Consider the following 21,758-nt stretch of genomic DNA (forward strand, 5'->3'; position numbering starts at 1 on the left):
CCCTTGAATGATTATTCCCAGTCGGTGTTCACTTTGACGTTCTCTGCACCCGGCAGGCCGTAAACGTCTTCGTCATACCACTTGCGAGACAACGCGGCGAGCGTGCCATCTTTTTTGAGGGCTTCCAGCTCCGTGTCGATGGCTTTGATCAGTTTCGGGTCAGCACTCTTTTTGTAGAGATAGACGTTAGGGAACAGGCCGACAGACTCGGAGGCTTTCAGGTTCAGATTCAGCGCTTTGTTTAACGCCAGTAAGGCGCCAATCGGATAGATAGCCGCATCATATTCACCAGAAGCAACGGCTTTGAAAATGTCCGCCGCAGACTGCTCACCGTTCGGCTGCAGATTGATTTGTTGGCCTGGGTGCTTTTTGTTGTAGTTATCAATCACGGTATAACGCGCATCGGATGTATGAATCGGCACCAGTTTCTTCTTGCCGCTCGCCAGATCGGCCAGCGTATGAATGTCGTTTTCATTGTTACGCACAATTAAACGCAGGTCGCTGATGCCCGAAGGCTGGCCGGAGTAAGCGTATTGCGCCGCACGCTCTTTTGTCAGATAAAAATGGTCAGCCGCAAGGGTGTATGCGCCGGTGGACAGACCGACAATCATCGCATCGCGGGAGACCGCATTAAAATGGAACTTATAGTCGGTGAGCTTCTGATCAATGATTTTTAATAACTCACCGTCGTAACCGGTAATATTATTGTTATCGTCTACAAAGCTAAACGGGAACCCGTTTGCATTCACCACCACTTCAACAGTTTGCGCATCAGGGCTTTTTTCGACCGCTTGCGCCACCGTGATATTCATTGCCAGGAGCAGTGAACTTACCAACAACAGCTTATTTTTGAACATATTTCTTTCCCCAAAATGAGTGAGATGGAACCACTTTACGTGCATGGCTTTTCCACCGGTTACTGAGATACACCTCGATATGTCGCAATATCCAGGTAAGGACCAGACAGAGCGCAATATAAATAAGCAGAACGATGCAATAGGCCTCCACATAATGAAAACCGCGCGCTGCGGCGATATTCGCCTTTGCCATCACATCCACCACCGTAATGGTGTAAACCAGTGACGTATCCTTGATCAGATCAATCAGGACGCTGGTGTAGTTGGGTAGCGCGGATACCGCCGCCTGCGGAAAAATGATGCGTCGAAACTGGGTAAAGCCGCTCAGCCCTATCGACCATGCGGCCTCGCGTTGCCCTTTTTCCACGGCATTCCACGCGGAGCGAAAAGTCTCGGTAAAGTAGGCGCTAAACACCACGGAAAAAGCAGTTACGGCGGCCACCAGCGGTGAGAGTTTGTAACTAAACGGCGTATCCTGCGGCCCGCCCCAAAGCCCGCTGGCAATCCACGGCCAGACATAAAAGACAAAATAGAGCATTACCAGCATGGGGATAGAGCGCCCGAAAGAGATAAACACCTGCACCAGATATTTCACGTACGGCACATTGCCAATCATCACCCAGGCAAAAACACCGCCTAATAACGTTGAAAATATTAACGATAAAAAAGTGATCAGTAACGTGACCGGTAGCGCGCTTAATATAAACGTGAAATTATCCCGCATAAAATCGAGGCTAAACATAGTCGTCTTTTACTCCAGTAAATATTGATACTTTTTCTCAATACGATTTGTGAGATAAAAGATAATCATGTTAAGCAACCAGTAGATGAGAATGACGCTAATAAACGCCGCAACCTGCTTTGCACCATAACTGTTTTGCGAGATTTTTTGTGCTCGACCAAAAATATCGACAATACCAATAATGTTTACCAGTGATGTCATCTTCACCAGATTGATTAGAAGGTTGCCGAAATTGGGAATAGCGATAATGAGCCCCTGCGGAAAAATAACGCGCGCAATACCCATGTGCCAGGGAATATTCAAACTGCGTATCGCCTCTTTTTGTCCGATATCCACGGCATTCCATGCCGAGCGCATCATTTCGGCAAAATAAGGGCTGATGCCGACGGAAATAGACAAGATGGCAAAAGTCGTATCGCTAATCAGTAGCGCAGGAAGTTCCAGCGCTGAGAGAATCAGTTTCCCGCCGAAGAAAAAGAGCAGGATTAACAGCGCCAGCGGCGCACCGCGCAGCACATCGGTGTATGCTTTTGCCAGCCATCTCAATAACGATGAGCGACTAAACTGCAAGACAGTGGCGACCAGACCAAGTGCCAGACCGAGCAACAAAGAGGCCAGCGTGATCCCCAGGGTGATCGGCAGGTTTTCCAGTAATTTCGGCACAATCAATAGCAGATCGTCGGAACGCAACAACGGTTGTAGGTTCATTACATTAGCCTCAGGCGTGGAAACGGAGTCGGGCAAGAAACGCCTGTGTGCGCGTGTGTAACGCCGCGCCAAAAATCTGCTCCGGCGGCCCCTGCTCCACGATTTCGCCGTTTTCCATAAACACCACTCTGGAAGCGACCTGGCGGGCGAATTCCATTTCATGAGTTACGATAATCATCGTTTGCCCGTTCGCGGCAATCTCCTGAATGAGTGTCAGAACCTCGCCGACTTTCTCCGGATCCAGCGCCGATGTGGGTTCATCCAGCAATAGCACCGCCGGGTTAATCGCCAGCGCACGGGCAATGCCAATACGCTGTTTTTGCCCGCCAGAAAGGCTGTTCGGATAGTGATCTTTTTTATGTAACAATCCGACCTGTTTTAGCAGGCGTTCAGCCGTCGCGACCGCCTCCTGACGCGGGCGCTTTTGCGCATAGATCAAGCCTTCGGTAATATTTTGCAAGGCGGTGAGATTATGAAACAGATTCCAGGATTGAAAGACCATCGCAGTTTTCGCGCGTATTTTTTCAATCTCCTTTTTTCCTGCTTTGGCGCAATCAACAATGGCGTCGTCAATTTTTATTTGTCCGCTGTCGGCGGGTTCCAGAAAATTCAGCGTGCGCAACAGTGTCGTTTTACCCGAGCCGCTTGGGCCAATAATGCAGATAATTTCCCCTGCGTTAATGGAAAGCGAAACCTCTTTTAGTATTTTTTCGCCAGTAAAACTTTTACTGATTTTCTCAATGGCAATCATCATTATATTTTCGCAGCGGGCTATCCCTGATAAATGCACAACGGCGGCATCTATTTCTTTACAAAAACTATATTGCCGGTGGGTCTATAAAGACAAACAAGAAAAATACATATGCAAAGTTGAAAAACACATTTCCGAAATGGGAGTATTTGCGGAAATTGACCTATTTAAACTATTAACGGGAAATAAAGGTGGGGGAAAGGATGATCCGCTCTTTATCGTCGCGGATCATCCTTTATATTCTCTTTAACGGCTCACGCCTGCGGCCAGTAAGGTTCGCCAAGCGTCAGCATCAGGCGATTGGCCCATGCGAAAAACGCGGCTGATTGCACAAGATCCACAATCTCCAGGGTACTCAGCCCCTGTTCACGCAGTTGCGCCACATCCTGCGCGCTGGCCTGTGCGGGCGTGCTGGAGAGACGTGCAACGAAATTGATCTGCGCCTGCCAGCGTGGCGACTGCCCTTGTGCCAAATCGCCACCGGGGGCGATATCCAACAGACGTTGCACCGCTTCCTGCTGTTTAGAAAGCTGGCTTGCTTTACGGGCATGTACCGAGGCGCAATAAATGCAGCCGTTGACCTTACTGGCGACAGTTGCCGCCAGTTCGCGCTCGGCGCGCGGCAATCCCGACGCGGTATAGAAAATCCCTTTATCCGTCAGCGTGCGCTGCTCAAGCACGGGAAGATTACGCCCCAGCAGACGGAAATAGTCCGACTCGCTATGGCCGAAACGGGCCAGGGTCGCCTGCTCGTCGGCGTTAAAATCAGGCAGCGCTTTTGCCGCAATCCACGGCTCCCAGCCGAGCTCCGCCTGGGTAAAGGCAACCGGCGTCCGTTTGCCCGTAAGCGTCTGTGGATGCGTATGCCACTCCCCTGCCGTTACGGCTTGTGGCTGTGGGATGTCCACCTCATGGCCTGTCAGTAGACGATAGCCGCGCAATAAGCGGCTCTGGAAACTGATAAAGGCGGTTAATTGCGACAGGGTCACAATATCGTCCTCTGACCATCCGGCGTTCAGCAAGGTCTGTAAGTCAGCCGCCTGCGCGCTTACGGGATGTAGCGTGAGTGTCCTGGCATGGGCCAGCGCCGCGTTCAGCGCCGGGGTCACGTTCGGGACAGTAACGTCTTTGCCGCGTTGCTCGTAATAGCGGCGCAGTACGCTGTCCCGCAGCCAGTTGCTAATCTGCGCCGCCAGCCAGAATCGCACGGCGAGCGTCAGCTTTCCCTGTACAGCCCGGGCGGAAAAAAGTGCCTCATAGCTACCCTGAGTATGGCGCGTTGCCGCTTCCCGCGTCTGGCGAGCGGCGGCCAGTTCACTGTCCGGCGCAATCCCGGCCAGGCTGTCGAGCAGGTCGTGAGCGTGTAACGCCGTCTCTTTTTCCGGAATCAAAGGGTCATGCAACGTCATAAAATCTCCTGTTGTTGAGTACGGTGCGTCATGCCGGGAATGGCGTCGATCAGCTCCCGCGTGTAAGGATCACGGGAGTGGCTAAAAATGTGTTCTACCGGGCCGGACTCCACCTGCTTTCCGTGGTGGAGCACGCTCACGGTGTCGGCAATTTGCCGCACCACGGAGAGGTCGTGGGAGATAAACAGATAGGTCAGGCCGAGCTCGCGCTGAAGCGTATCGAGCAGGCGCAGGATTTGCGCCTGTACCGTCACATCAAGGGCGGAAACCGCTTCGTCGAGTACCAGCACCTGGGGTTCCAGAATGAGCGCTCGCGCAATGGCCACGCGCTGGCGCTGGCCACCGGAGAGTTCATGCGGTTTACGGGTCAGTAGCTCGTGCGGTAGCGCCACGCGTTCAAACATCTCATGGACTTTCTGCGCGCGCGTTGCCCGATCGAAGCGGCCAAAGTTGCGCAGAGGCTCCTCCACAATGTCGAACAGACGCTGCGCTGGATCGAGTGAACTGAACGGGTTCTGATAGACCAGTTGAATTTTTTGCCGGAACTGACGCAGCGGCTCTCCTTTCAGGCGGGTGATGTCTGTCCCCTCGATCAGAATCTGTCCGCTGGTGGGGCGATGAAAGCCAAGCAGGCTGCGCGCCGTTGTGGTTTTCCCCGACCCCGACTCCCCCACGATGGCATGTGTGGTGCCGCGTTCAACGCTAAACGACAAATTATCCACCGCACGGAACAGCGTTTTGTTGTCGGTGGAGAGCGGATAGGTCTGGACCAGATTATCCACCCGAATCACTGTGTCACCGCCGCTTGTCCGTGGCGCGCGCGGCGTGGGATTGAGCGACGGCACATCCGCCAGCAGCGCTCTCGCATACTGGCTGCGGGGTGCCTGCAACACCGCCTGAATGGGGCCTTGCTCCTGCACATGTCCACGCTGGAAGACCACCAGCCTGTCGGCGCGTTCTGCCGCCACGCCTAAATCATGGGTCACAAACAGCACAGCCGTGCCACTTTCACGCCGCAGTTCATCCAGTAAATCGAGCACGCGCTTTTGTACCGTCACGTCCAGTGCGCTGGTCGGCTCATCGGCAACAATCAGCGCAGGTTTCAATGCAATGGCAATGGCGATCAAGACCCGCTGCTTCATACCACCCGAAAGCTGATACGGATATTGCTGCGCACGTACCTCGGGTTGCGTCAGCCCAACGCGGGCCAGGAGCGCCAGAGTTTGCTGGCGAATAACCTGACGAGGCGCGCGCTGGTGCAAACGCAGGATCTCATCAACCTGCGCGCCGATGGTTTTGACCGGATTGAGCGAGCTGGTGGGATCCTGGGGAATCAGACTGATACGCGCACCGCGAATGCCGTCCAGTTGCTTTTGCGACCAGCGGCTGATATCGGTGCCGTTCAGGCGAATCGTCCCCCGGGTCAGGCGACCGTTTTCACTGAGCAAGCCAATGACCGCCTGTGCCGTGGTGGTCTTGCCGGAACCGGACTCCCCTACCAGCGCCACCACTTCACCGGGATTGATCTGAAATGACACCCCTTCAACCACCGTGCGATCGCCTTCGGCGGTGCGGTAACGGATGGTGACATCCTCCAGCTCCAGTACCGGTACGGTGGCGCTGCTCTGTTGCAGACTCAGGTTCAGGCTCATGATTGCCCCCTGCGTAATGACTGGCTGACACGGTTGGCCGCCAGCACCACCAGCACGACGACAATCCCCGGGAAGGCAGTCAGCCACCAGGCCGTTGAAAGGTAATTCCGGCCTTCGGCGATCAGCAATCCCCACTCTGGCGTGGGCGGCGGTGCGCCATACCCCAGGAAACTGAGGGTGGAAATAGCCAGAATCGCGCTGCCGAATTGCAGGGCGGCAAAGGCAAAGACGGTACTCAGGGCGTTAGGCACGATATGGCGTAATAGAACACTGAAAAAAGTGCCGCCGCTGCCCCATGCCGCTTCGACGAAATCGCTGTGGCGCACGCGCAGAGTTTCACCCCGCACCAGCCGCGTAAAACTGGCAATCGAGGTGATCCCCACCGCGATGGCGGCATTCACCGTGCCGAAGCCCAGCAGAATGATGACGCTCAGCGCCAGCAGCAGCCCGGGAATAGCGAGCAGAATATCGATAACGCGCATGATCAGGCTATCGAACCAGCCCCCAATCGCCCCGGCCAATAACCCCAGCAGGCTACCGAGCGCCAGCCCAAGACCAACCGCAATAAGCGCGCCGGAAAGTGAATGCACGGCACCATAGACAATGCGGGTATACAGGTCGCGGCCCAACTGGTCGGTGCCAAGCAGATAGCCATTGCCGGGGGCAAGACGCTGTGCGCCCGCCACGCCGTCTGTCGGGCTGAAATGGGTGAACCAGGCGGGAAACAGCGCCCAAAGCACAACCGTCAGCAAAACCAACCAGGCGGCAAGCAAGCCCGGACGCAGCGTCATACGGGGCACGCGAGCGCGTTTATATAATGACGGGAAGCTGAGCTTCCCCTGAGGAACGACCGTCATGAGGTGACTCCTGTACTGTTTTTCAGGCGGGGATCGAGCAAGGGATACAGCAGATCGATGGCGAGGTTAATCACCACAAAAGCGCTGGCGGAAATCACCACGATGGCCTGTAACACGCTACTGTCCTGGGTGTTGACCGCTTCCTGGGTGAGTTGCCCCAGGCCACTGCGACCAAATACGGTTTCGGTTATCAACGCGCCGGCGATAAGTTCGCCCAATAACAGCCCCGCCACGGTCAGCGTGGGCAACAGCGCATTGCCCAACACATGGCGCCACAATACCCCCGCCCGGCTGGCCCCTTTCGCGCGTGCCACGGCGACAAACGGCTGGGTTTGTACCTGGTCAATACTGCGCATCAAAATTTGCGCCAGCGGCGCGGAAATCGGTAACGCCAGCGTCAATGTGGGCAGGATCAGGCCCTGCCATGGGCCTGGGTTAATAACCGGGATCCACCCCAACTGGAAAGAAAAAATCTGGATTAACACGATACCGAGCCAGAAAGTCGGCACCGAAATAAACAGTGATGGCAGCGATTGCAGCGCCTCACGCAGCCCGCTAAACGGCGACAGAAATGAGAGTGCCGCCAGCACAAAGGCCAGGATCGTGGCGACGATCAGCCCTAACAGCGCCAGCAGGAGCGTGGAAGGAAGATTCTCACTTAGTAAATCACTGACCGGTACGCCGGTCTGGACGGAAAGGCCGAAATCCCCATGTAACAGGCTGACCACGGCGTGGACATATTGCGTCAGCACCGGTGTATCAGCACCATAGCTCAGGCGCAACTGGGCAATTTGATCGGCGCTCAGCCCGAGATCCGGATTCTGGAACTTGATCAATATTGCGTCGCCCGGGAGTGCCTGTAACAGCACAAATGAGAGCGTAAAGGCGGCCCATAACACTATCAGCGCCTGACCAAAACGTACCGTCAGATATCTGCCCATGGCTTGTCCTCTTTCACGGTGCCCCTCGCCCGCTGACGAGGGGAAACCCGTGCGTTATTTATCTAACCAGGTGTTGTAAAAACTCGGGCGCCCTACGGCTTCGAAGCTCAGCCCTTTGGTGGACGGCGCACCGGCATAGACCTGCGGCTCTTCAAAGATGGGGATGACGTAGGCTTTATCGATGAGGTATTGCTGCACCTCATTGACCAGCGCAATACGCTTATCCTGTGAGGTGGCGGAGGCGATACCACTGAGCAATGCGTTCAGATGGTCGTCCTCAAACTGCTTCACTTTGTCGCTGGCGCCCCCTTTCTGCAGCAGCACATTGCGCAGCGTCGGGAAGTACTGGCTTTTCAGGACATCCGGATCCGCGCGGCCCACCATGCTCGGATATACGCCCGTTTTAGCCGGGTCAAGGTTATCGAGGGTTTTACTGCCCGCATCCCCCGCCAGGACGTTGAGTTTGACGCCCACTTTGGCCCACTGCTGCGCCACCAGTTGCAGTGTCTCTTTGTTCTGCGGCTGTGGCGGCGATTCGTACGCCGTCAGCGTCAGGGATTGCCCGTCTTTCTGTCGCACGCCGTCCGGGCCGCTTTTCCAGCCTGCCTCATCGAGCAGACGCGCCGCCTGGGCCGGGTCAAATTTCAGCTTGTCGGAAAGATCCACATAGCCCACCGCCGTTTTGGCTAATACTGATGTGGCCTGCGGATAATTTGCGGAGAAGAGCGTCTGGACAATCTCTTTGGTATTGGTGGCATGCAGCAGCGCCTCACGCACCTTTTGATCCGCCACCAGCGGGTTATCAGGGCGGAAGTTAATACTGTTGTTCACCCCACGCGTCGGGGAGGCATAAACGGCAAAGCCTTTGTCGGAGACGCGCTTCTCGTCGTAGGCCTGAATCTGGCGAATCGCATCGGCCTGGCCGGAGAGTAACGCGCCAATACGGACGCTATCTTCCGGCGTCACCAGCACGTTAATGCCGTCCAGATAAGGACGCCCCTGATGGGCAAAACTCGGCGGCGCCCAGTTATAGTCCTTACGCGCCACCAGTTTCACTTCGCGGCCCGGACGGTCGCTCTCCACCACAAACGGACCGGATCCAATAATGCTGCGCGCGCTGCCGAGCTGGTTAAAGTTTTTCTCCAGGGTCGAGAGCGAGACCAGTCCGGAGCCAATGGCAGAGGTGCCCTGCAGGAAACCCGGCGACGGAGATTTGAAAAAGAACTTCACCGTTAGCGGATCGATCACTTCGCTTTTCAGGTAGTTGTTGATGACCTCGGACACCGGCTGGTTGAGGGCTTTATTGCCCAGACCATAGGTATCGAAATTTTTCGCTACGGCGTTGGCATCAAGCGGAGTGCCGTCCGAAAAGGTGACGCCAGGACGAAGTTTAAAGGTGTACTCGGTGTAATCCGCGTTGGTGGTCCAGGATTGCGCAATCCACGGTTCAATTTGCAGGGTTTTCGGGTTTTGCCAGGTCAGCTTGTCGGTTATCTGGTTGAGGATTCCGCCGTTAGGGTAAAACCCGCCCGCAGGCGGATAGAGGTTAGTGTGCGCCTGTTGTTCCAGATAGATTAGCGTGCCGCCGTTTTTGGGCGCGTTTTCTGCGGCCACTGAAGCGGCGCTGATCCCTGCCAGGGCCATCGTGGCAAAAAGGCGAAATCGGTATGTGGAGAGCAAAATCGACATTGTTATTTTTCCTGTAGTTATCGTTTAAGCGTCGTGCTGAGCGCGGCCGGATGCCCCCATACAGGCGGCTAGCCGTCCGAAACCTGATTTGATATTTTCACAGCGATGGGTAAACCGCAAAGAACAATACTGATAATGAATATGCGTAAATTTGTTAGCGAGATGTGACACTAAATCGGCAGCAGCGCAGAGTCCAGGCCAGACTGGATTCAGCAAATAAAGGGCAATCGCTATCAGGCGGCAAGGCGCAGGTTGGGGCAATCTGGTGGCGGGGAAATGCCAACAGTGCCCCAACCTGCGCCTCAAGGAAATTAGCGTTCTCGCCAGGCATAGGGCACGGCAGGCTGCCACTCATCACCCAGCAGTTCGGGATCATCGTAATGGATAATGGCCTGATAATGGTGTTCACGATCTTCAAAATAAAGCTGCCCGGAAATATGTTGTGCCAGGGTACGTGCGCCCTGGCTGATTCCAGGAATAAGGCCGACGACATGACCGTTGCTTAACAGCGCCGGGTGGCTAAAACAGTGCACCCTCGCCAGCGAAGAGGGGCTGTCACTGTGTTTTGCCTGAAACGCGAAATCAGCCCCCAGATAGGGATAACTCGCCAGTTGCGCGTTCTGCTTATCAGCAGGAGGCTGCCAGGCATCGCCCCAGGTTTTGACCTGATCCACCAGCGCATGAAATTCCGGACGGGCATGCCAGTCCAGAGCATACCCGGTGGCAAGGATCAGGAAATCTACCGGCACTTCGCCCTGCGGAGTATGAACAACGATGCCCTCCTGGCGGGTTTCGACCCGCTCAACCGGGGCGTTAAAATTGAACCAGGCGTTGGGATGACGCGACACGCGCAGCGTGCTGCCGTGCGGCGGCGGCGTCTGGACGGTCGCGATATGCTGGGCCAGCCGCCATTTCCACTCATCCGGCAGATTAAAATAGCCTGATTCAAAACCCGGGTTGCCTGCCCCTTTTGACAGGTTCACGCGGGGAAAATCAGGACGACGGATCAGCAGTTCAACCCCCGCAGCACCCGCTTCCAGCGCCGTGGCCGAAACATCCATCGCGGTGGCGCTACCGCCAACCACCGCAACCCGACGACCTGCAAGAGCGGCAAAATCAATCGCCTCTTCTGAGTGTGCCCAATACTGCTTTGGTACATCACTGACAAAATCAGGAATAGCAGGTCCGCCAAACGCATCCATTCCGATGGCCAGGATCACTTTGCGCGCGCTCACCCGCCGGATCTCACCCTGGTGCGAAAAGGTCAGTTCTACACGCTGTGGGTCGTGCAGATTCAGACCTGTCAGGGCGTGATCGTTACGCACATCCAGCGCCAGCACCTGGCGGTACCAGCGCAGATACGCGGCCCATTGCAGACGGGGGATCTTGTCCAGCGTATTCCAGGCCTCAAGGCCAAATTGTGCTTCATACCAGGCGCGAAAGGTCAGAGAGGGAATATCAAGCGCCGGCCCGGTAAGGTGTTTAGGCGAGCGCAGCGTTTCCATGCGCGCGGTTGTTGCCCAGGGACCTTCAAAATCTTTGGGTGCTTTGTCATACAGCACGGCGTCAATACCCTGCAGGCGCAGTGCGAACGCCGCCGCCAGGCCCGCCATGCCTGCGCCAATGATCACCACGTTCTGCGCCTGTGCGTCAGATTGTTGTGGCAACCAGCGTTTTGCAGGCAACGCCAGCCATTCCAAATCCTGTTTGATTCGGGCTTCCAGCGCGGCAAGCCCCTGCTCTGCCCTTTCGGATGGTGTAATGGGCGAAATCGAAGAAAGTGACATCGTCGTTATCCTTTTGTGTCAATGCATTCAGTCATTTGCTGAGTGATAGCACTTCGATACCAGGGGAACTACGATTTAATATTGCTAGCCTAATGCAGACTTTTTCTATAGGAGACCGGGATTGGGTTTGACTGGCGAGAGCACGTGAGGCAGATGATTTGGATTACGCGGGGTGGAGTAAACAGAAGCGGAGGTTCAGGGGAAAGGAGACGAAGAGGAAGTGGGGTATATGAGCAGGCGTTTTCCGGCGAAAGCGCAGAAATTCAAACGCTGATCCCTTGCGGATCGACGGCAGGTGATACGCCCGTAACGAGCAACATGTTTAATTTTCGAAAAGTGTAAAACCACTCAGTAAGCCCTGACATGAGGGCAATATCATCATAGTGAAAATGAAATTTCTGCAATCCAGGGTATTCCCGCCCCCGCAATTCGGCAATTAACTCTCTTCTGCTTGCGCACAGTTTCGTCCTGCTAACTTCGCTTCATACAGTGCTTTGTCGGCACTTTTTTTAAGCATTTCGGCTTCCCACTTCTGACCATCAGAGACGATGGTTGCACAACCTGCGCTGATGGTGACGACTTTTTCCGGGAGGTCTGTCGAGATGTGCGCAATTGCCGCCGCTCTGATACTCACAACCACATGATCAGCAAATTGTTTTACTTGCGAGGCATCAGCCTCAGACAAAATGATGGCAAATTCCTCACCACCGTAGCGGGCAACCAGATCACCCTGCCGATGAACGAGAGAACCCAGTATGCTGCCGACTTTTTTCAGGCAAGCATCACCTGCCACATGACCATAGGTGTCGTTATAACGTTTAAAAAAATCGATATCTATCATGATAAGAGAAACAGGCAGCCTGCTTTTTTGCGAGTGAATCAGGCTTCTTTCCAGAAACTCATCAAATTGTCTGCGATTGGCAAGGCCAGTCAGCCCATCAAGCAGTGCCAGCAACTGGAGGGTATGATTAATGGTCGTCAGTTCGTCCCGCACTAAGGCCAGCTCAGCCTGATTTCGCGCATTTGTGTTAATCTGACGCAGCACAAACAAGCCAAGAATAAGCATCATGAAGAGCATGGCGATATTAAGCAGTGCATCGGCTATGTTTTCTTGCAGCCAGGTCGTACGAATTCGGTCCTTGTCATAACCGGCGGTCACAATTAATGGATACCGTTCCAGGCGAGCATATCCAAAAATCCGCTCCACGCCGTCGAGTAATGAAACCCAGGTGGCACTTCCACTCTCAGACGCTTTCAGTGCGAAAGTAAAAAGAGGACTGTTAGACAAATTCTTATTGATAGCCGAGTCCGGTAAAGGGCGAACATAGAGAGTAGAACTATCAGCCAGAATAAGCCCGAGGGCATCTTTTGGACCGATAATAAAATAACTATAGAAGTGTCTGAAATAATCTACTTTGATTGTAGCCAGCGCTACCCCCGCAAAATCACCATTCGTATCATTCAGTCGCATTGACACCGGAATAACCAGATCGCCAGTGGAACGACTTCGTATCACGTGACCAATATGAATGCCTTGCTCAGTATGCTGCTGATGCCATATAAAATATTCACGATCGGCATTGTTAGCTTTTGCGGGTATATAATTCCCTGTGGTGACGACCCAATTCCCCCTGGCGTCGTATATAAACAGGCCATGCAGTTGTGTAAGTTTATCGTGTAGTTCTTTCAGATGCCGGGCAAAGGGTGGTGTATTTGCGTAGTCTATACCATAAAAATTTAATTGCCGCACCACCTCAGAAAGCGTGATATCCACCTGTAAAAAGGTATCTTCTGCCTGGCGAGCCAGCGACACAGAAAGGTTTCGTGCATCGTTTTCACTTTCCGCGAGTTCATTTTGCCAGGACTGCCACATAGTCCAACTGTTTATCGCTGCGACAGCTACGCTGATGATAAAAAGAAACAAAGCCATACTTCTTCCCAATGAAGTATGTAAGACTGTAGAAAAAAAAGAGCTCTGTTTACCTGACATTCCCCTTGCCTCCGTGCCAATTTTTAGAAAATTAAGCCGTACTACATAGACGTTAAAAAATACAGAACTATCAAAGCGGCATAGTGTTTAATAAGTGGAAATTCTGTATGGGTATTGATTATATCACTTAGCTGGAATGACGGTGACGAAATAGCCTTCAGTAGCGTTGACGATATAATATATATCCTCAAATATTTCGTTTATTCATCATGACACCCGTTATCGTCAGCCCTACCATTTTTAGTGGGTGTTATTTGCTAACGCCAGCTCGCTCGTTACCTGGAATAGCAACTCACCTAACCTGCTCATAGATTTAGCCTTTATCCAGTAGCCGGGGCATCCGGAGTTCTCATTTTGCTCCGACAAAACCTGAGTTTATTGCCGTAGATTTGCGAAAGATCTGTGTCAGCCGGTAAAACCAGATGCTGCTCTCTGACTTCAGAAAGAAAATCCCACTTGCACTGGAAGAGAGAGAAGAATAAATTTAAGACTTTTCTGAAACTGCCGTTGTTAAATGTTTAATTCAAACAGGGAGAAGTCATGGCAATTACCGAGTCCGAAAGATTGATTCAGATCAGCGATGAAATCGTCAGGAGAGCAGAAATAATATGCAAAATCACCAACCCATCGAAGTCTACCGGGGATAGGGATAAAAAAATGGTAGCGGATATGAAAAGACATGCCGCGCTGGTGGAACAAGCGATTAAATCCCTCCGTAAATAACCTTGATTTGAGCATTTACTGAGATCTTCTGTTTATCGCTCTCGCAGGGCTTTAACCCTGCGGCAAAGACCACCTGTGTGTCCGTCGCGCAGGAAAGCCTGCTTATATTCCAGGCGATGTATCGATGGCATTGAGAATCATGGTAGCCGACACATGCCTGAGCAGATTCACAAATTTGCTCAGGTGTGATTTACCGTGTAACTCATTTCCCAAACTGAGCATGCAAAACGGGCAAATGTGAGAGAGGAAAGCGCAACGCCAAAACACTAACCCATTGCAGGAACAGAACAAATCGGGAAGCCGGAAAGGAACTATCCAGCGGATTTAAAACGGAGAGGCATGTGGGGTGTATGACCGAAAAATTCAGGTCGCGCCGACGAGCGAACTGCCAACGTTGAAGTGTTCAAATTTGATGAGATTTCTAAGAGCCAAAAACAAAGGGCTTACCTAATGGTAAGCCCTTGTTTAATCTGGCGGAAGCGCAGAGATTCGAACTCTGGAACCCTTTCGGGTCGCCGGTTTTCAAGACCGGTGCCTTCAACCGCTCGGCCACACTTCCGGAATGAGGCGCACTATAAACATCCCCGATGCATCTGTAAAGCCCTGAAATGTTCATATGCCTGAAAAACAGCCAAATGTGTGTTAATCGCCTGAAATAACAACACACTGACCATTTTACAGCCGTTTTTTATGGCGACAGCACCTCAATGTTTTTTGATGTACATATCCTTCGTTAAATAATACCCGAGCCTGTCCGGGTCAAACCCGCCGACCCACGGCTTCACAAGATGCACGCGCACATAATGGTAAACAGGGATCGCCGGGACATCTTGCCCCAGTAAATCTTCCGCCTGCTGGTAATATTTGCTTCGCTCGGCGAGATTGCTTGCTTTGGCAGCATTTCGTAATGCGTCATCGTAAGCCGGATTACTGTACTGCGAGGTATTCTCGCTATCGCCCGTACGGAAGTTGTTCAAAAAGGTTGCGGCATCATCATAGTCGGCATTCCAGGCATAGCGAACCAGATCGAAGTGACCGGTATGCATGGCATCAAGCATCGTTTTCCACTCCTGGTTTTGCAGCTTTGCCTCTACTCCCAGGTTTTTCTTCCACATAGAACTAACGGCAATCGCGATGCGCTGATGGGTCTCCATGGTGTTATAAAGCAGATTAAACGACAGTGGATGCGCCTCATTAAACCCGGCTTCATTAAGCAATCGTTTCGCTTCTGCAATCCGTTTTTCCTGTGGCCAGGCGGCGTAATCCGGTGCGGACAAGGTTACTCCGCCGATTTCTGGCTGGCTGATTAACCAGGCCGGACGCTGCCCCTGCCCCATCACCTTATCGGCAATAATATCTTTATCCAGCGCCATATTGAGCGCCCGACGTATGCGCGGATCGTTGAACGGTGCTTTAGTGGTATTGAATTCGTAGTAATAGGTCGCCAGCAGCGGCGAAACGTTGACCTGATCGCCGAGCGTCTTTTTCAACTGGGCAAACTGATTTACCGGCACGGTATAGGTGATATCTATCTCACCGGCTTTATAGCGGTTTACATCGGCGGTTTCAGAAGAGATGGGCAGGTACGTCACTTTATTGACGACCGTCGCGCTATTATCCCAGTAGCGCGTATTGCGTACCGCGACGATACGCTCATTGACTACCCAGTCGCTAAGTTTGTAGGCGCCGCTGGTAACAATATGTTCAGGCTTGGTCCATTTTTCGCCAAAGCGGTTGATGAGAATCTTATCGACCGGTACCATTGCCGGATGCCCCAGCATAGCGAGGAAAGCCGCCGTCGGCTGCGTCAGGCGAACCTCCAGGGTATTATCATCCAGCGCCTTAACACCCAGTGTCTCGGGCGCTTTTTTTCCAAGAGCAATGTCGGCGGCATTTTCTATATGCATGTTGCCGGGGTAGCTGGCATAGGGTGACACGGTTTTCGGATCGACGAGTCGCTGCCAGCTCCAGACGAAATCTTTTGCCGTAATGGCCGTGCCATCAGACCATGTCACGTTAGGGCGCAAATGAAACACCCATACCGTGTTGTCTTTGTTTTCCCATGATTGCGCGAGACGAGGCTCAACAGTGCCATCTTTTTTTACCGCAACAAGCCCATCGAATAAATCTCTGATAATCCCGAATTCGACATCGCTTTCTACTTTATGCGGATCGAGAGACGCAGGTTCGCTGCCATTGTTACGCACCAGCTCCTGCTGGGCCGCCAGTTCAGTTCCTGTGGGAACTGTCGCCGCGTTTAACGACGCGGAGGCGCTCATAATGCCTAACGCTAAGGCGCTTAGGGTAATACGGGTAAAATATCGTGATTTCATCTTTTTCGCCCTGATTATATTCCTGATGACGACGCGACTTCTTTCTTAGCGCGCTCAAGTCATCAGGGCAATATTTTTCAGTGACATATAAGACACTGGTATGGTTATTTTCTTCAAATGCGCACTTATGCTTAATTTTTGAGCATTTGAAGCATATTTAACCAAATGGATTTGCTTGCTTTTTGAGTAAAGATGGGTAAAACAACTTTGTAAGGAAACGGGGATTTCCTATCCTCGACATTTAATGACATCTGTTATGTTAAAAGAGAGTGCCTCATGGATCGTATTATTACCTCCTCGCGCGACCGTTCATCGTTGCTTAGCACCCATAAGGTGCTGCGCAATACCTATTTCTTACTGAGCCTGACGCTTGCCTTTTCCGCCATCACGGCAACCGCAAGCACCGTGCTGATGCTGCCCTCTCCGGGTTTGATTCTGACGCTGGTTGGGATGTACGGCCTGATGTTCCTGACCTATAAAACGGCGAACTCACCGGCGGGTATTTTTTCGGCCTTCGCTTTTACCGGCTTCCTGGGTTACATCCTGGGCCCAATCCTGAACGCTTACCTGTCTGCGGGCATGGGCGATATCATCGGCCTGGCGCTCGGGGGTACCGCACTGGTGTTCTTCTGCTGCTCAGCGTATGTGCTGACAACGCGCAAAGACATGTCCTTCCTCGGCGGTATGCTGATGGCAGGTATTGTGATTGTGCTGGTCGGGATGGTTGCCAATATCTTCCTGCAACTTCCGGCGCTGCATTTAGCTATTAGCGCAGTGTTCATTCTGATTTCCTCAGGCGCAATCCTGTTTGAAACCAGCAACATCATTCACGGCGGCGAAACCAACTATATTCGCGCAACCGTGAGCCTGTATGTGTCGCTGTACAACATCTTTGTAAGCCTGCTGAGCATTCTGGGCTTCGCCAGCCGCGACTAATCGCGTCACCGTGCATTACCAGGGCCCCGCTTATGCGGGGCTTTGTTTTTTGCTACACTCCCCGCGTTATTGACTCACCTTGCGAACGACCATGATCTTTGACGGTAAAGAAATTGAAACCGATAGCGAAGGCTATCTGAAAGACACGACTCTGTGGAATGAAGCACTGGCATCGGCGATTGCCGAAAATGAAGGTATCACCCTCGCAGAAGAACACTGGGAAGTGGTGCGCTTTGTGCGCGAGTTTTATCTGGAATTCAATACATCGCCCGCCATTCGCATGCTGGTAAAAGCGATGGCTAACAAATTTGGTGAAGAAAAAGGCAACAGTCGTTATCTGTATCGCCTCTTCCCGAAAGGACCGGCAAAGCAGGCAACAAAAATTGCCGGCCTGCCAAAACCGGTAAAGTGCATTTAATAGCGAATCCCAAAATTCGTCCATTCTCTGCCGGGTTGATGAGGCTCTGTTAAGACCTTTTCAACCCTGGCGCTGCGCGGTCCACCGGCTTTCAGCCAGGTAATGAGTTGCTCTACTTTCTCGTTATCGCCACAAGCGACAACCTCTACACTGCCGTCGTCCATATTGCGCGCGTAACCGGTTAACCCCAGACGCTGCGCCTCACGTTGCGTGCTATAACGAAACCCGACACCCTGGACCATGCCATGAACCCAGCATATTACGCAATTCGATGTTGTCTCGTTCGCCATAACCACCTCCCCTCACGCAAAATCAGTCTCTCTGTTAATAGTAGAAACGTTAATCATCAGCGTACAGTTTTAGGTAAACATCCATAATGCTCACGGAACCTGGCAGTGAAACGCGAACCCGAAAGATACCCACAGCGAGAGGCTATTTCGCCAATAGGCAAGGTAGTGGATTGTAGCTGTGACAATGCAAGCGACATGCGAACCTCCTCGACAATTAGTCGGTAACTTTGAGACTCATCTTTAAGCCGTCTGCGTAAAGTGGATTCGCCAATAGCAAGTTGCCCTGCTATCTCTTGCACACTCCAGTTTTTTGCGGGAGACAACATGACAATTTGTCGCACCTGCTCGGTCAGACTATAACGACGCTCAATCAGAAGCGGACCCGCAACCCCCTCTTCAAGCAGTGCTAACAAAAGCCCCATCGCCTGATGTTTTTGCAATTTTTCCGGTAAATCATGGCGAACCGCATGTAATAAATTGTCCCACATAAAGGCCAGATCGTGACTTAGAGGGGCGCATACGGACGCAGGCCTGGCGGCTGGAAAATCCCGTACATATTGTGACTTAAACTCTGTGAGCAGATCGGGCGATAATACTAATAAATCGGAGTGAAACTGGCCATGTACTGGCTGATTAATGATTTCGAGAGAGTTATTTGCCGGAACGATAATAAGCTCATCAGGTGTCGCGACAACCCGATTCTCTTCCTGAATAATAACCTTGCTTCCCTGCGTAATATGGCAAATGGCAGCACTGAAAAGCTTTACACGATGCAGACGATGCAGATGGTTCGAACGGACTTCTGCCGCCGTTAACGTTTTATGCTGAAACTGGACTTTCTGCACCGTGTCACCTTTATCTTCCGTAGGTTGCTGTGAAACTCGCTTTTGCAATGACATTACTGTTGAGCATATAGCCAACCAGAGCACCACTTGCATTGCTATCAATGGGCAGTTTATCAGTACTCAGCGCCCATACGGTGAATTGATACGGATGCGGTTTATCGCCGACGGGAGGACACGCCCCCCCAAAGCCCGCATAGCCATAATCGTTTCGCCCCTGAACTGCCCCGTCAGGCAACGTAGGGCTCTTTTCATCTCCCGCGCCCGTTGGGAGTGTTTGTGTTTTCACCGGTATGTTCACCACCGTCCAGTGCCACCAGCCGCTTCCCGTCGGGGCTGAGGGATCATAAACGGTTATCGCAAAACTTTTGGTTCCTGCTGGTGGATTATGCCAGCCCAGTTGCGGAGATGTATTGCCGCCATGACAACCAAATCCCGCAAAAACCTGTTGTTCTGTTAAACGATGGTTCTGAATATCCGCACTGCTGAGGCTAAACGTCTCAGCCGCGAAGGCATTAACGCTCCCGGCGGCCAAAAAAATTAAGACGGTGAAGGTGATTTTTTTCATTGTATTTCCTCGTTGATGTTGAGAAATACAATTTAATATTTAGCGTGCGCAGACGTTGTGCCTGAACGTTTTGTTTTTGTGCCGAAACGCTCACCCCATCAGGCGGGTGCCTGGCCCGGGCATGTGTGCTACCCTACGCGCCGTTTAATTATCAAGAGCCGGGCCGATATCCCCCGGTTAATATTGACGTTCGTCAGAGGTTCCCCGGTATGACCGAATCTACAAGTGCAAGGTTTCCCCGTTTAGTGTTAGCCAAAGGGCGCGAGAAGTCCTTGCTGCGCCGCCATCCCTGGGTGTTCTCCGGCGCCGTAAGCCGTATGGAAGGAAAAGCCCGTCTCGGTGAGACTATCGACATTGTCGATGCGCAGGGTAAATGGCTGGCGCGCGGCGCCTTTTCGCCGGAATCGCAAATTCGCGCTCGCGTCTGGACCTTCGACAAAGACGAGCTCATCGACATCGCGTTTTTTACCCGCCGCCTGCAGCAGGCACAGCAATGGCGTGACTGGCTGGCAGAGCGCGACGGGCTGGACAGCTACCGTCTGATTGCAGGTGAATCCGATGGTTTACCGGGCGTTACCATTGACCGCTTCGGTAATTTCCTGGTACTGCAATTGCTTAGCGCTGGTGCTGAATATCAGCGCGCTGCCATTATCTCTGCGCTGCAGACACTCTACCCGCAATGCTCCATCTACGATCGCAGCGATGTTGCGGTACGTAAAAAAGAGGGGCTGGCGCTCGCGCAGGGTCCGGTTGTGGGTGAGTTGCCGCCTGATCTGCTGCCAATCCAGGAAAATGGCATGAAGTTGTATGTCGACATTAAGGCCGGCCACAAAACTGGCTATTACCTCGATCAACGCGACAGCCGCCTGGCAACCCGCCGTTACGTTGCCGACAAACGCGTCCTTAACTGTTTCTCTTATACGGGTGGTTTCGCCGTGTCCGCTCTGATGGGCAATTGCCGTCAGGTGGTGAGTGTGGATACCTCCCAGGAAGCGCTGGACGTTGCCAAAAAGAACGTTGAGTTAAACAAGCTTGACCTCAGCAAGGCTGAGTTCATTCGTGATGACGTCTTCAAACTGTTACGCAAATATCGCGATCAGGGCGAGACATTTGATGTCATCGTCATGGATCCGCCAAAATTCGTAGAAAATAAGGGGCAGCTTCAGGGCGCATGTCGTGGCTATAAGGATATCAACATGCTCGCTATCCAACTGTTGAACCCCGGCGGCGTGTTACTGACTTTCTCCTGCTCTGGCCTGATGACCACAGATTTATTTCAGAAAATCATCGCCGACGCCGCAATAGATGCTGGCCGTGATGTACAATTTATAGAGCAGTTCCGTCAGGCCGCCGATCACCCGGTGATCGCTCCCTACCCGGAAGGACTGTACCTTAAAGGGTTTGCCTGTCGCGTCATGTAACTTGATTTTTGGAGCCTTGCCCGCATATCTGGGTCATGTACAGGTTCCCGGGAGGTGACAATGATTGCCAGCAAATACGGTATTGGTCAGCAGGTTCGCCACTCGCTGCTGGGCTATCTTGGCGTAGTGGTGGATATTGACCCTGAGTATTCACTCGACGAGCCGTCAGTCGACGAGCTGGCGGTTAACGATGAACTCCGGGCTGCGCCCTGGTACCACGTGGTGATGGAAGATGATGACGGTCAGCCAGTGCATACCTATCTGGCCGAAGCACAACTGACCAGTGAGATTCAGCAAGAACATCCTGAACAACCTTCGATGGATGAGCTGGCGCGGACGATCCGCAGGCAACTGCAGGCACCCCGCCTGCGTAACTGACAACACCCCGCAATGCGGGGTGTTTTTATTTTGCGAGTCCTAACCGCGGGATTTCAATAGCCGGACATCTGTCCATCACGACCTTCAATCCCGCCTCACTGGCCAGCACGGCGGCCTGTTCGTTGATTACGCCAAGCTGCATCCATAATGTTTTCGCGCCGATGGCAATAGCTTCCTGGGCAACGCCCCATGCCGCTTCGGAATTACGAAATACGTCAACCATATCCACTTTTTCCGGCACATCAGCCAGCGTGGCATATCCTTGCTGCCCCAGAAGCGTTGCACCGGCAACTTTCGGTGATACCGGAATAACGTGGTAACCCTGGTCAAGCAAATACTTCATGACCCGGTAACTCGGCCGGTCAGGTTTGTCACTCGCCCCCACCAACGCGATGGTACGTGTCGATTTCAGGATCTCGGCGATATCGGTCTCTTTCATGGTTTCCTCCAGCGGTTTTCCAAAGTG

22 protein-coding genes and 1 tRNA gene are annotated in these 21,758 nt (G+C 52.8%); 6 read left to right on the forward strand and 17 right to left on the reverse strand.

Going from position 1 to position 21,758, the window contains the following annotated elements; all coding sequences use genetic code 11:
• Positions 1–11: 11 nt before the first annotated feature.
• Genes MRY16398_RS18850 through MRY16398_RS18865 form a run of 4 tightly spaced genes read right to left on the reverse strand, consistent with a single transcriptional unit; the run spans position 12 to position 3,058 of the window.
• Positions 12–857 carry a transporter substrate-binding domain-containing protein gene (locus MRY16398_RS18850; protein WP_039078635.1) on the reverse strand — a complete coding sequence of 282 codons (846 nt, stop codon included), beginning with the start codon at positions 855–857 and terminating at the stop codon, positions 12–14.
• Positions 844–1,599: an amino acid ABC transporter permease gene (locus MRY16398_RS18855; RefSeq protein ID WP_071194656.1), complete on the reverse strand. Its 756-nt coding sequence runs from the start codon at positions 1,597–1,599 to the stop codon at positions 844–846. Before MRY16398_RS18855 ends, MRY16398_RS18850 begins: the two co-directional genes overlap by 14 nt.
• A gap of 9 nt (positions 1,600–1,608) precedes the next feature.
• On the reverse strand, positions 1,609–2,307 hold the full coding sequence (locus MRY16398_RS18860; RefSeq protein WP_071194657.1) for an ABC transporter permease subunit: 699 nt from the start codon (positions 2,305–2,307) through the stop codon (positions 1,609–1,611).
• A 10-nt stretch (positions 2,308–2,317) separates the two neighbouring features.
• Entirely contained in the window at positions 2,318–3,058 is a 741-nt protein-coding gene (locus MRY16398_RS18865; RefSeq protein ID WP_039078770.1) for an amino acid ABC transporter ATP-binding protein, read from the reverse strand.
• On the opposite strand from MRY16398_RS18865, the gene MRY16398_RS18870 reads away from it, so the two are divergent.
• Positions 3,048–3,308, forward strand: a complete 261-nt coding sequence (locus tag MRY16398_RS18870; RefSeq protein WP_103245720.1) for a hypothetical protein — start codon at positions 3,048–3,050, stop codon at positions 3,306–3,308. The genes MRY16398_RS18865 and MRY16398_RS18870 overlap by 11 nt on opposite strands.
• A gap of 4 nt (positions 3,309–3,312) precedes the next feature.
• Here MRY16398_RS18870 and MRY16398_RS18875 read toward each other — a convergent pair whose 3' ends face one another.
• The 7 genes from MRY16398_RS18875 to MRY16398_RS18905 all read right to left on the reverse strand — a co-directional run bounded on the left by MRY16398_RS18875 (position 3,313) and on the right by MRY16398_RS18905 (position 13,383).
• Positions 3,313–4,467: an alkylhydroperoxidase domain protein gene (locus tag MRY16398_RS18875; protein ID WP_103245721.1), complete on the reverse strand. Its 1,155-nt coding sequence runs from the start codon at positions 4,465–4,467 to the stop codon at positions 3,313–3,315.
• Entirely contained in the window at positions 4,464–6,119 is a 1,656-nt protein-coding gene (locus tag MRY16398_RS18880) for a dipeptide ABC transporter ATP-binding protein (RefSeq protein ID WP_125124997.1), read from the reverse strand. The genes MRY16398_RS18875 and MRY16398_RS18880 overlap by 4 nt, the downstream gene beginning before the upstream one ends.
• Positions 6,116–6,976: an ABC transporter permease gene (locus MRY16398_RS18885; protein ID WP_107223030.1), complete on the reverse strand. Its 861-nt coding sequence runs from the start codon at positions 6,974–6,976 to the stop codon at positions 6,116–6,118. Before MRY16398_RS18885 ends, MRY16398_RS18880 begins: the two co-directional genes overlap by 4 nt.
• Entirely contained in the window at positions 6,973–7,917 is a 945-nt protein-coding gene (locus tag MRY16398_RS18890; RefSeq protein WP_125124998.1) for an ABC transporter permease, read from the reverse strand. The genes MRY16398_RS18885 and MRY16398_RS18890 overlap by 4 nt, the downstream gene beginning before the upstream one ends.
• Positions 7,918–7,971: 54 nt before the next feature.
• A complete protein-coding gene (locus MRY16398_RS18895) occupies positions 7,972–9,606 on the reverse strand; it encodes a TIGR04028 family ABC transporter substrate-binding protein (protein WP_125124999.1) in 1,635 nt (544 codons plus the stop codon).
• A gap of 311 nt (positions 9,607–9,917) precedes the next feature.
• On the reverse strand, positions 9,918–11,393 hold the full coding sequence (locus MRY16398_RS18900) for an NAD(P)-binding domain-containing protein (protein WP_071194662.1): 1,476 nt from the start codon (positions 11,391–11,393) through the stop codon (positions 9,918–9,920).
• 436 nt (positions 11,394–11,829) lie between these two features.
• Complete coding sequence (locus MRY16398_RS18905; protein ID WP_125125000.1) at positions 11,830–13,383, reverse strand: sensor domain-containing diguanylate cyclase; 1,554 nt, start codon at positions 13,381–13,383, stop codon at positions 11,830–11,832.
• A 540-nt stretch (positions 13,384–13,923) separates the two neighbouring features.
• On the opposite strand from MRY16398_RS18905, the gene MRY16398_RS18910 reads away from it, so the two are divergent.
• Positions 13,924–14,106 carry a hypothetical protein gene (locus tag MRY16398_RS18910; RefSeq protein WP_039078626.1) on the forward strand — a complete coding sequence of 61 codons (183 nt, stop codon included), beginning with the start codon at positions 13,924–13,926 and terminating at the stop codon, positions 14,104–14,106.
• Positions 14,107–14,577: 471 nt separating this feature from the next.
• Here the strand turns inward: MRY16398_RS18910 and MRY16398_RS18915 are convergent.
• Both MRY16398_RS18915 and MRY16398_RS18920 read right to left on the reverse strand, forming a co-directional pair.
• A tRNA-Ser gene (locus MRY16398_RS18915) sits at positions 14,578–14,665 on the reverse strand.
• Positions 14,666–14,810: 145 nt separating this feature from the next.
• Positions 14,811–16,385, reverse strand: coding sequence for an ABC transporter substrate-binding protein (locus tag MRY16398_RS18920; protein ID WP_409349131.1), 1,575 nt, complete (start codon positions 16,383–16,385; stop codon positions 14,811–14,813).
• 330 nt (positions 16,386–16,715) lie between these two features.
• Here MRY16398_RS18920 and yccA point away from each other — a divergent pair, with 330 nt between their 5' ends.
• Positions 16,716–17,375 (forward strand): FtsH protease modulator YccA, encoded by a 660-nt coding sequence (gene yccA / locus MRY16398_RS18925; protein ID WP_039078599.1) that lies wholly within the window; start codon positions 16,716–16,718, stop codon positions 17,373–17,375.
• 91 nt (positions 17,376–17,466) lie between these two features.
• Complete coding sequence (gene tusE / locus MRY16398_RS18930; RefSeq protein ID WP_039078598.1) at positions 17,467–17,793, forward strand: sulfurtransferase TusE; 327 nt, start codon at positions 17,467–17,469, stop codon at positions 17,791–17,793.
• Here the strand turns inward: tusE and yccX are convergent.
• From yccX to MRY16398_RS18945, 3 genes are read right to left on the reverse strand one after another with little or no spacing between them, the layout of a single operon-like run.
• Positions 17,790–18,083, reverse strand: a complete 294-nt coding sequence (gene yccX / locus MRY16398_RS18935; RefSeq protein ID WP_039078597.1) for an acylphosphatase — start codon at positions 18,081–18,083, stop codon at positions 17,790–17,792. The two genes, tusE and yccX, sit on opposite strands and share 4 nt — an antisense overlap.
• A 56-nt stretch (positions 18,084–18,139) precedes the next feature.
• Positions 18,140–18,928: a helix-turn-helix transcriptional regulator gene (locus MRY16398_RS18940; protein WP_172600675.1), complete on the reverse strand. Its 789-nt coding sequence runs from the start codon at positions 18,926–18,928 to the stop codon at positions 18,140–18,142.
• A 10-nt stretch (positions 18,929–18,938) separates the two neighbouring features.
• The gene (locus MRY16398_RS18945) at positions 18,939–19,493 is read right to left on the reverse strand and encodes a kinase inhibitor (protein WP_071194668.1); all 555 of its coding nucleotides are present in this window, start codon (positions 19,491–19,493) and stop codon (positions 18,939–18,941) included.
• 209 nt (positions 19,494–19,702) lie between these two features.
• Between MRY16398_RS18945 and rlmI the strand changes: the two genes are divergently transcribed.
• Together rlmI and hspQ are read left to right on the forward strand one after the other, a co-directional pair.
• Entirely contained in the window at positions 19,703–20,914 is a 1,212-nt protein-coding gene (gene rlmI / locus MRY16398_RS18950; protein WP_110294709.1) for a 23S rRNA (cytosine(1962)-C(5))-methyltransferase RlmI, read from the forward strand.
• A 60-nt stretch (positions 20,915–20,974) separates the two neighbouring features.
• On the forward strand, positions 20,975–21,292 hold the full coding sequence (hspQ, locus tag MRY16398_RS18955) for a heat shock protein HspQ (protein WP_039078594.1): 318 nt from the start codon (positions 20,975–20,977) through the stop codon (positions 21,290–21,292).
• Between the two features lie 25 nt (positions 21,293–21,317).
• Here the strand turns inward: hspQ and MRY16398_RS18960 are convergent, their stop codons facing one another.
• Entirely contained in the window at positions 21,318–21,731 is a 414-nt protein-coding gene (locus tag MRY16398_RS18960; protein ID WP_039078761.1) for a CoA-binding protein, read from the reverse strand.
• Positions 21,732–21,758: the final 27 nt, after the last annotated feature.

It is taken from the genome of Phytobacter sp. MRY16-398 (assembly GCF_003925915.1).
GTDB classification, from domain to species: domain Bacteria; phylum Pseudomonadota; class Gammaproteobacteria; order Enterobacterales; family Enterobacteriaceae; genus Phytobacter; species Phytobacter diazotrophicus.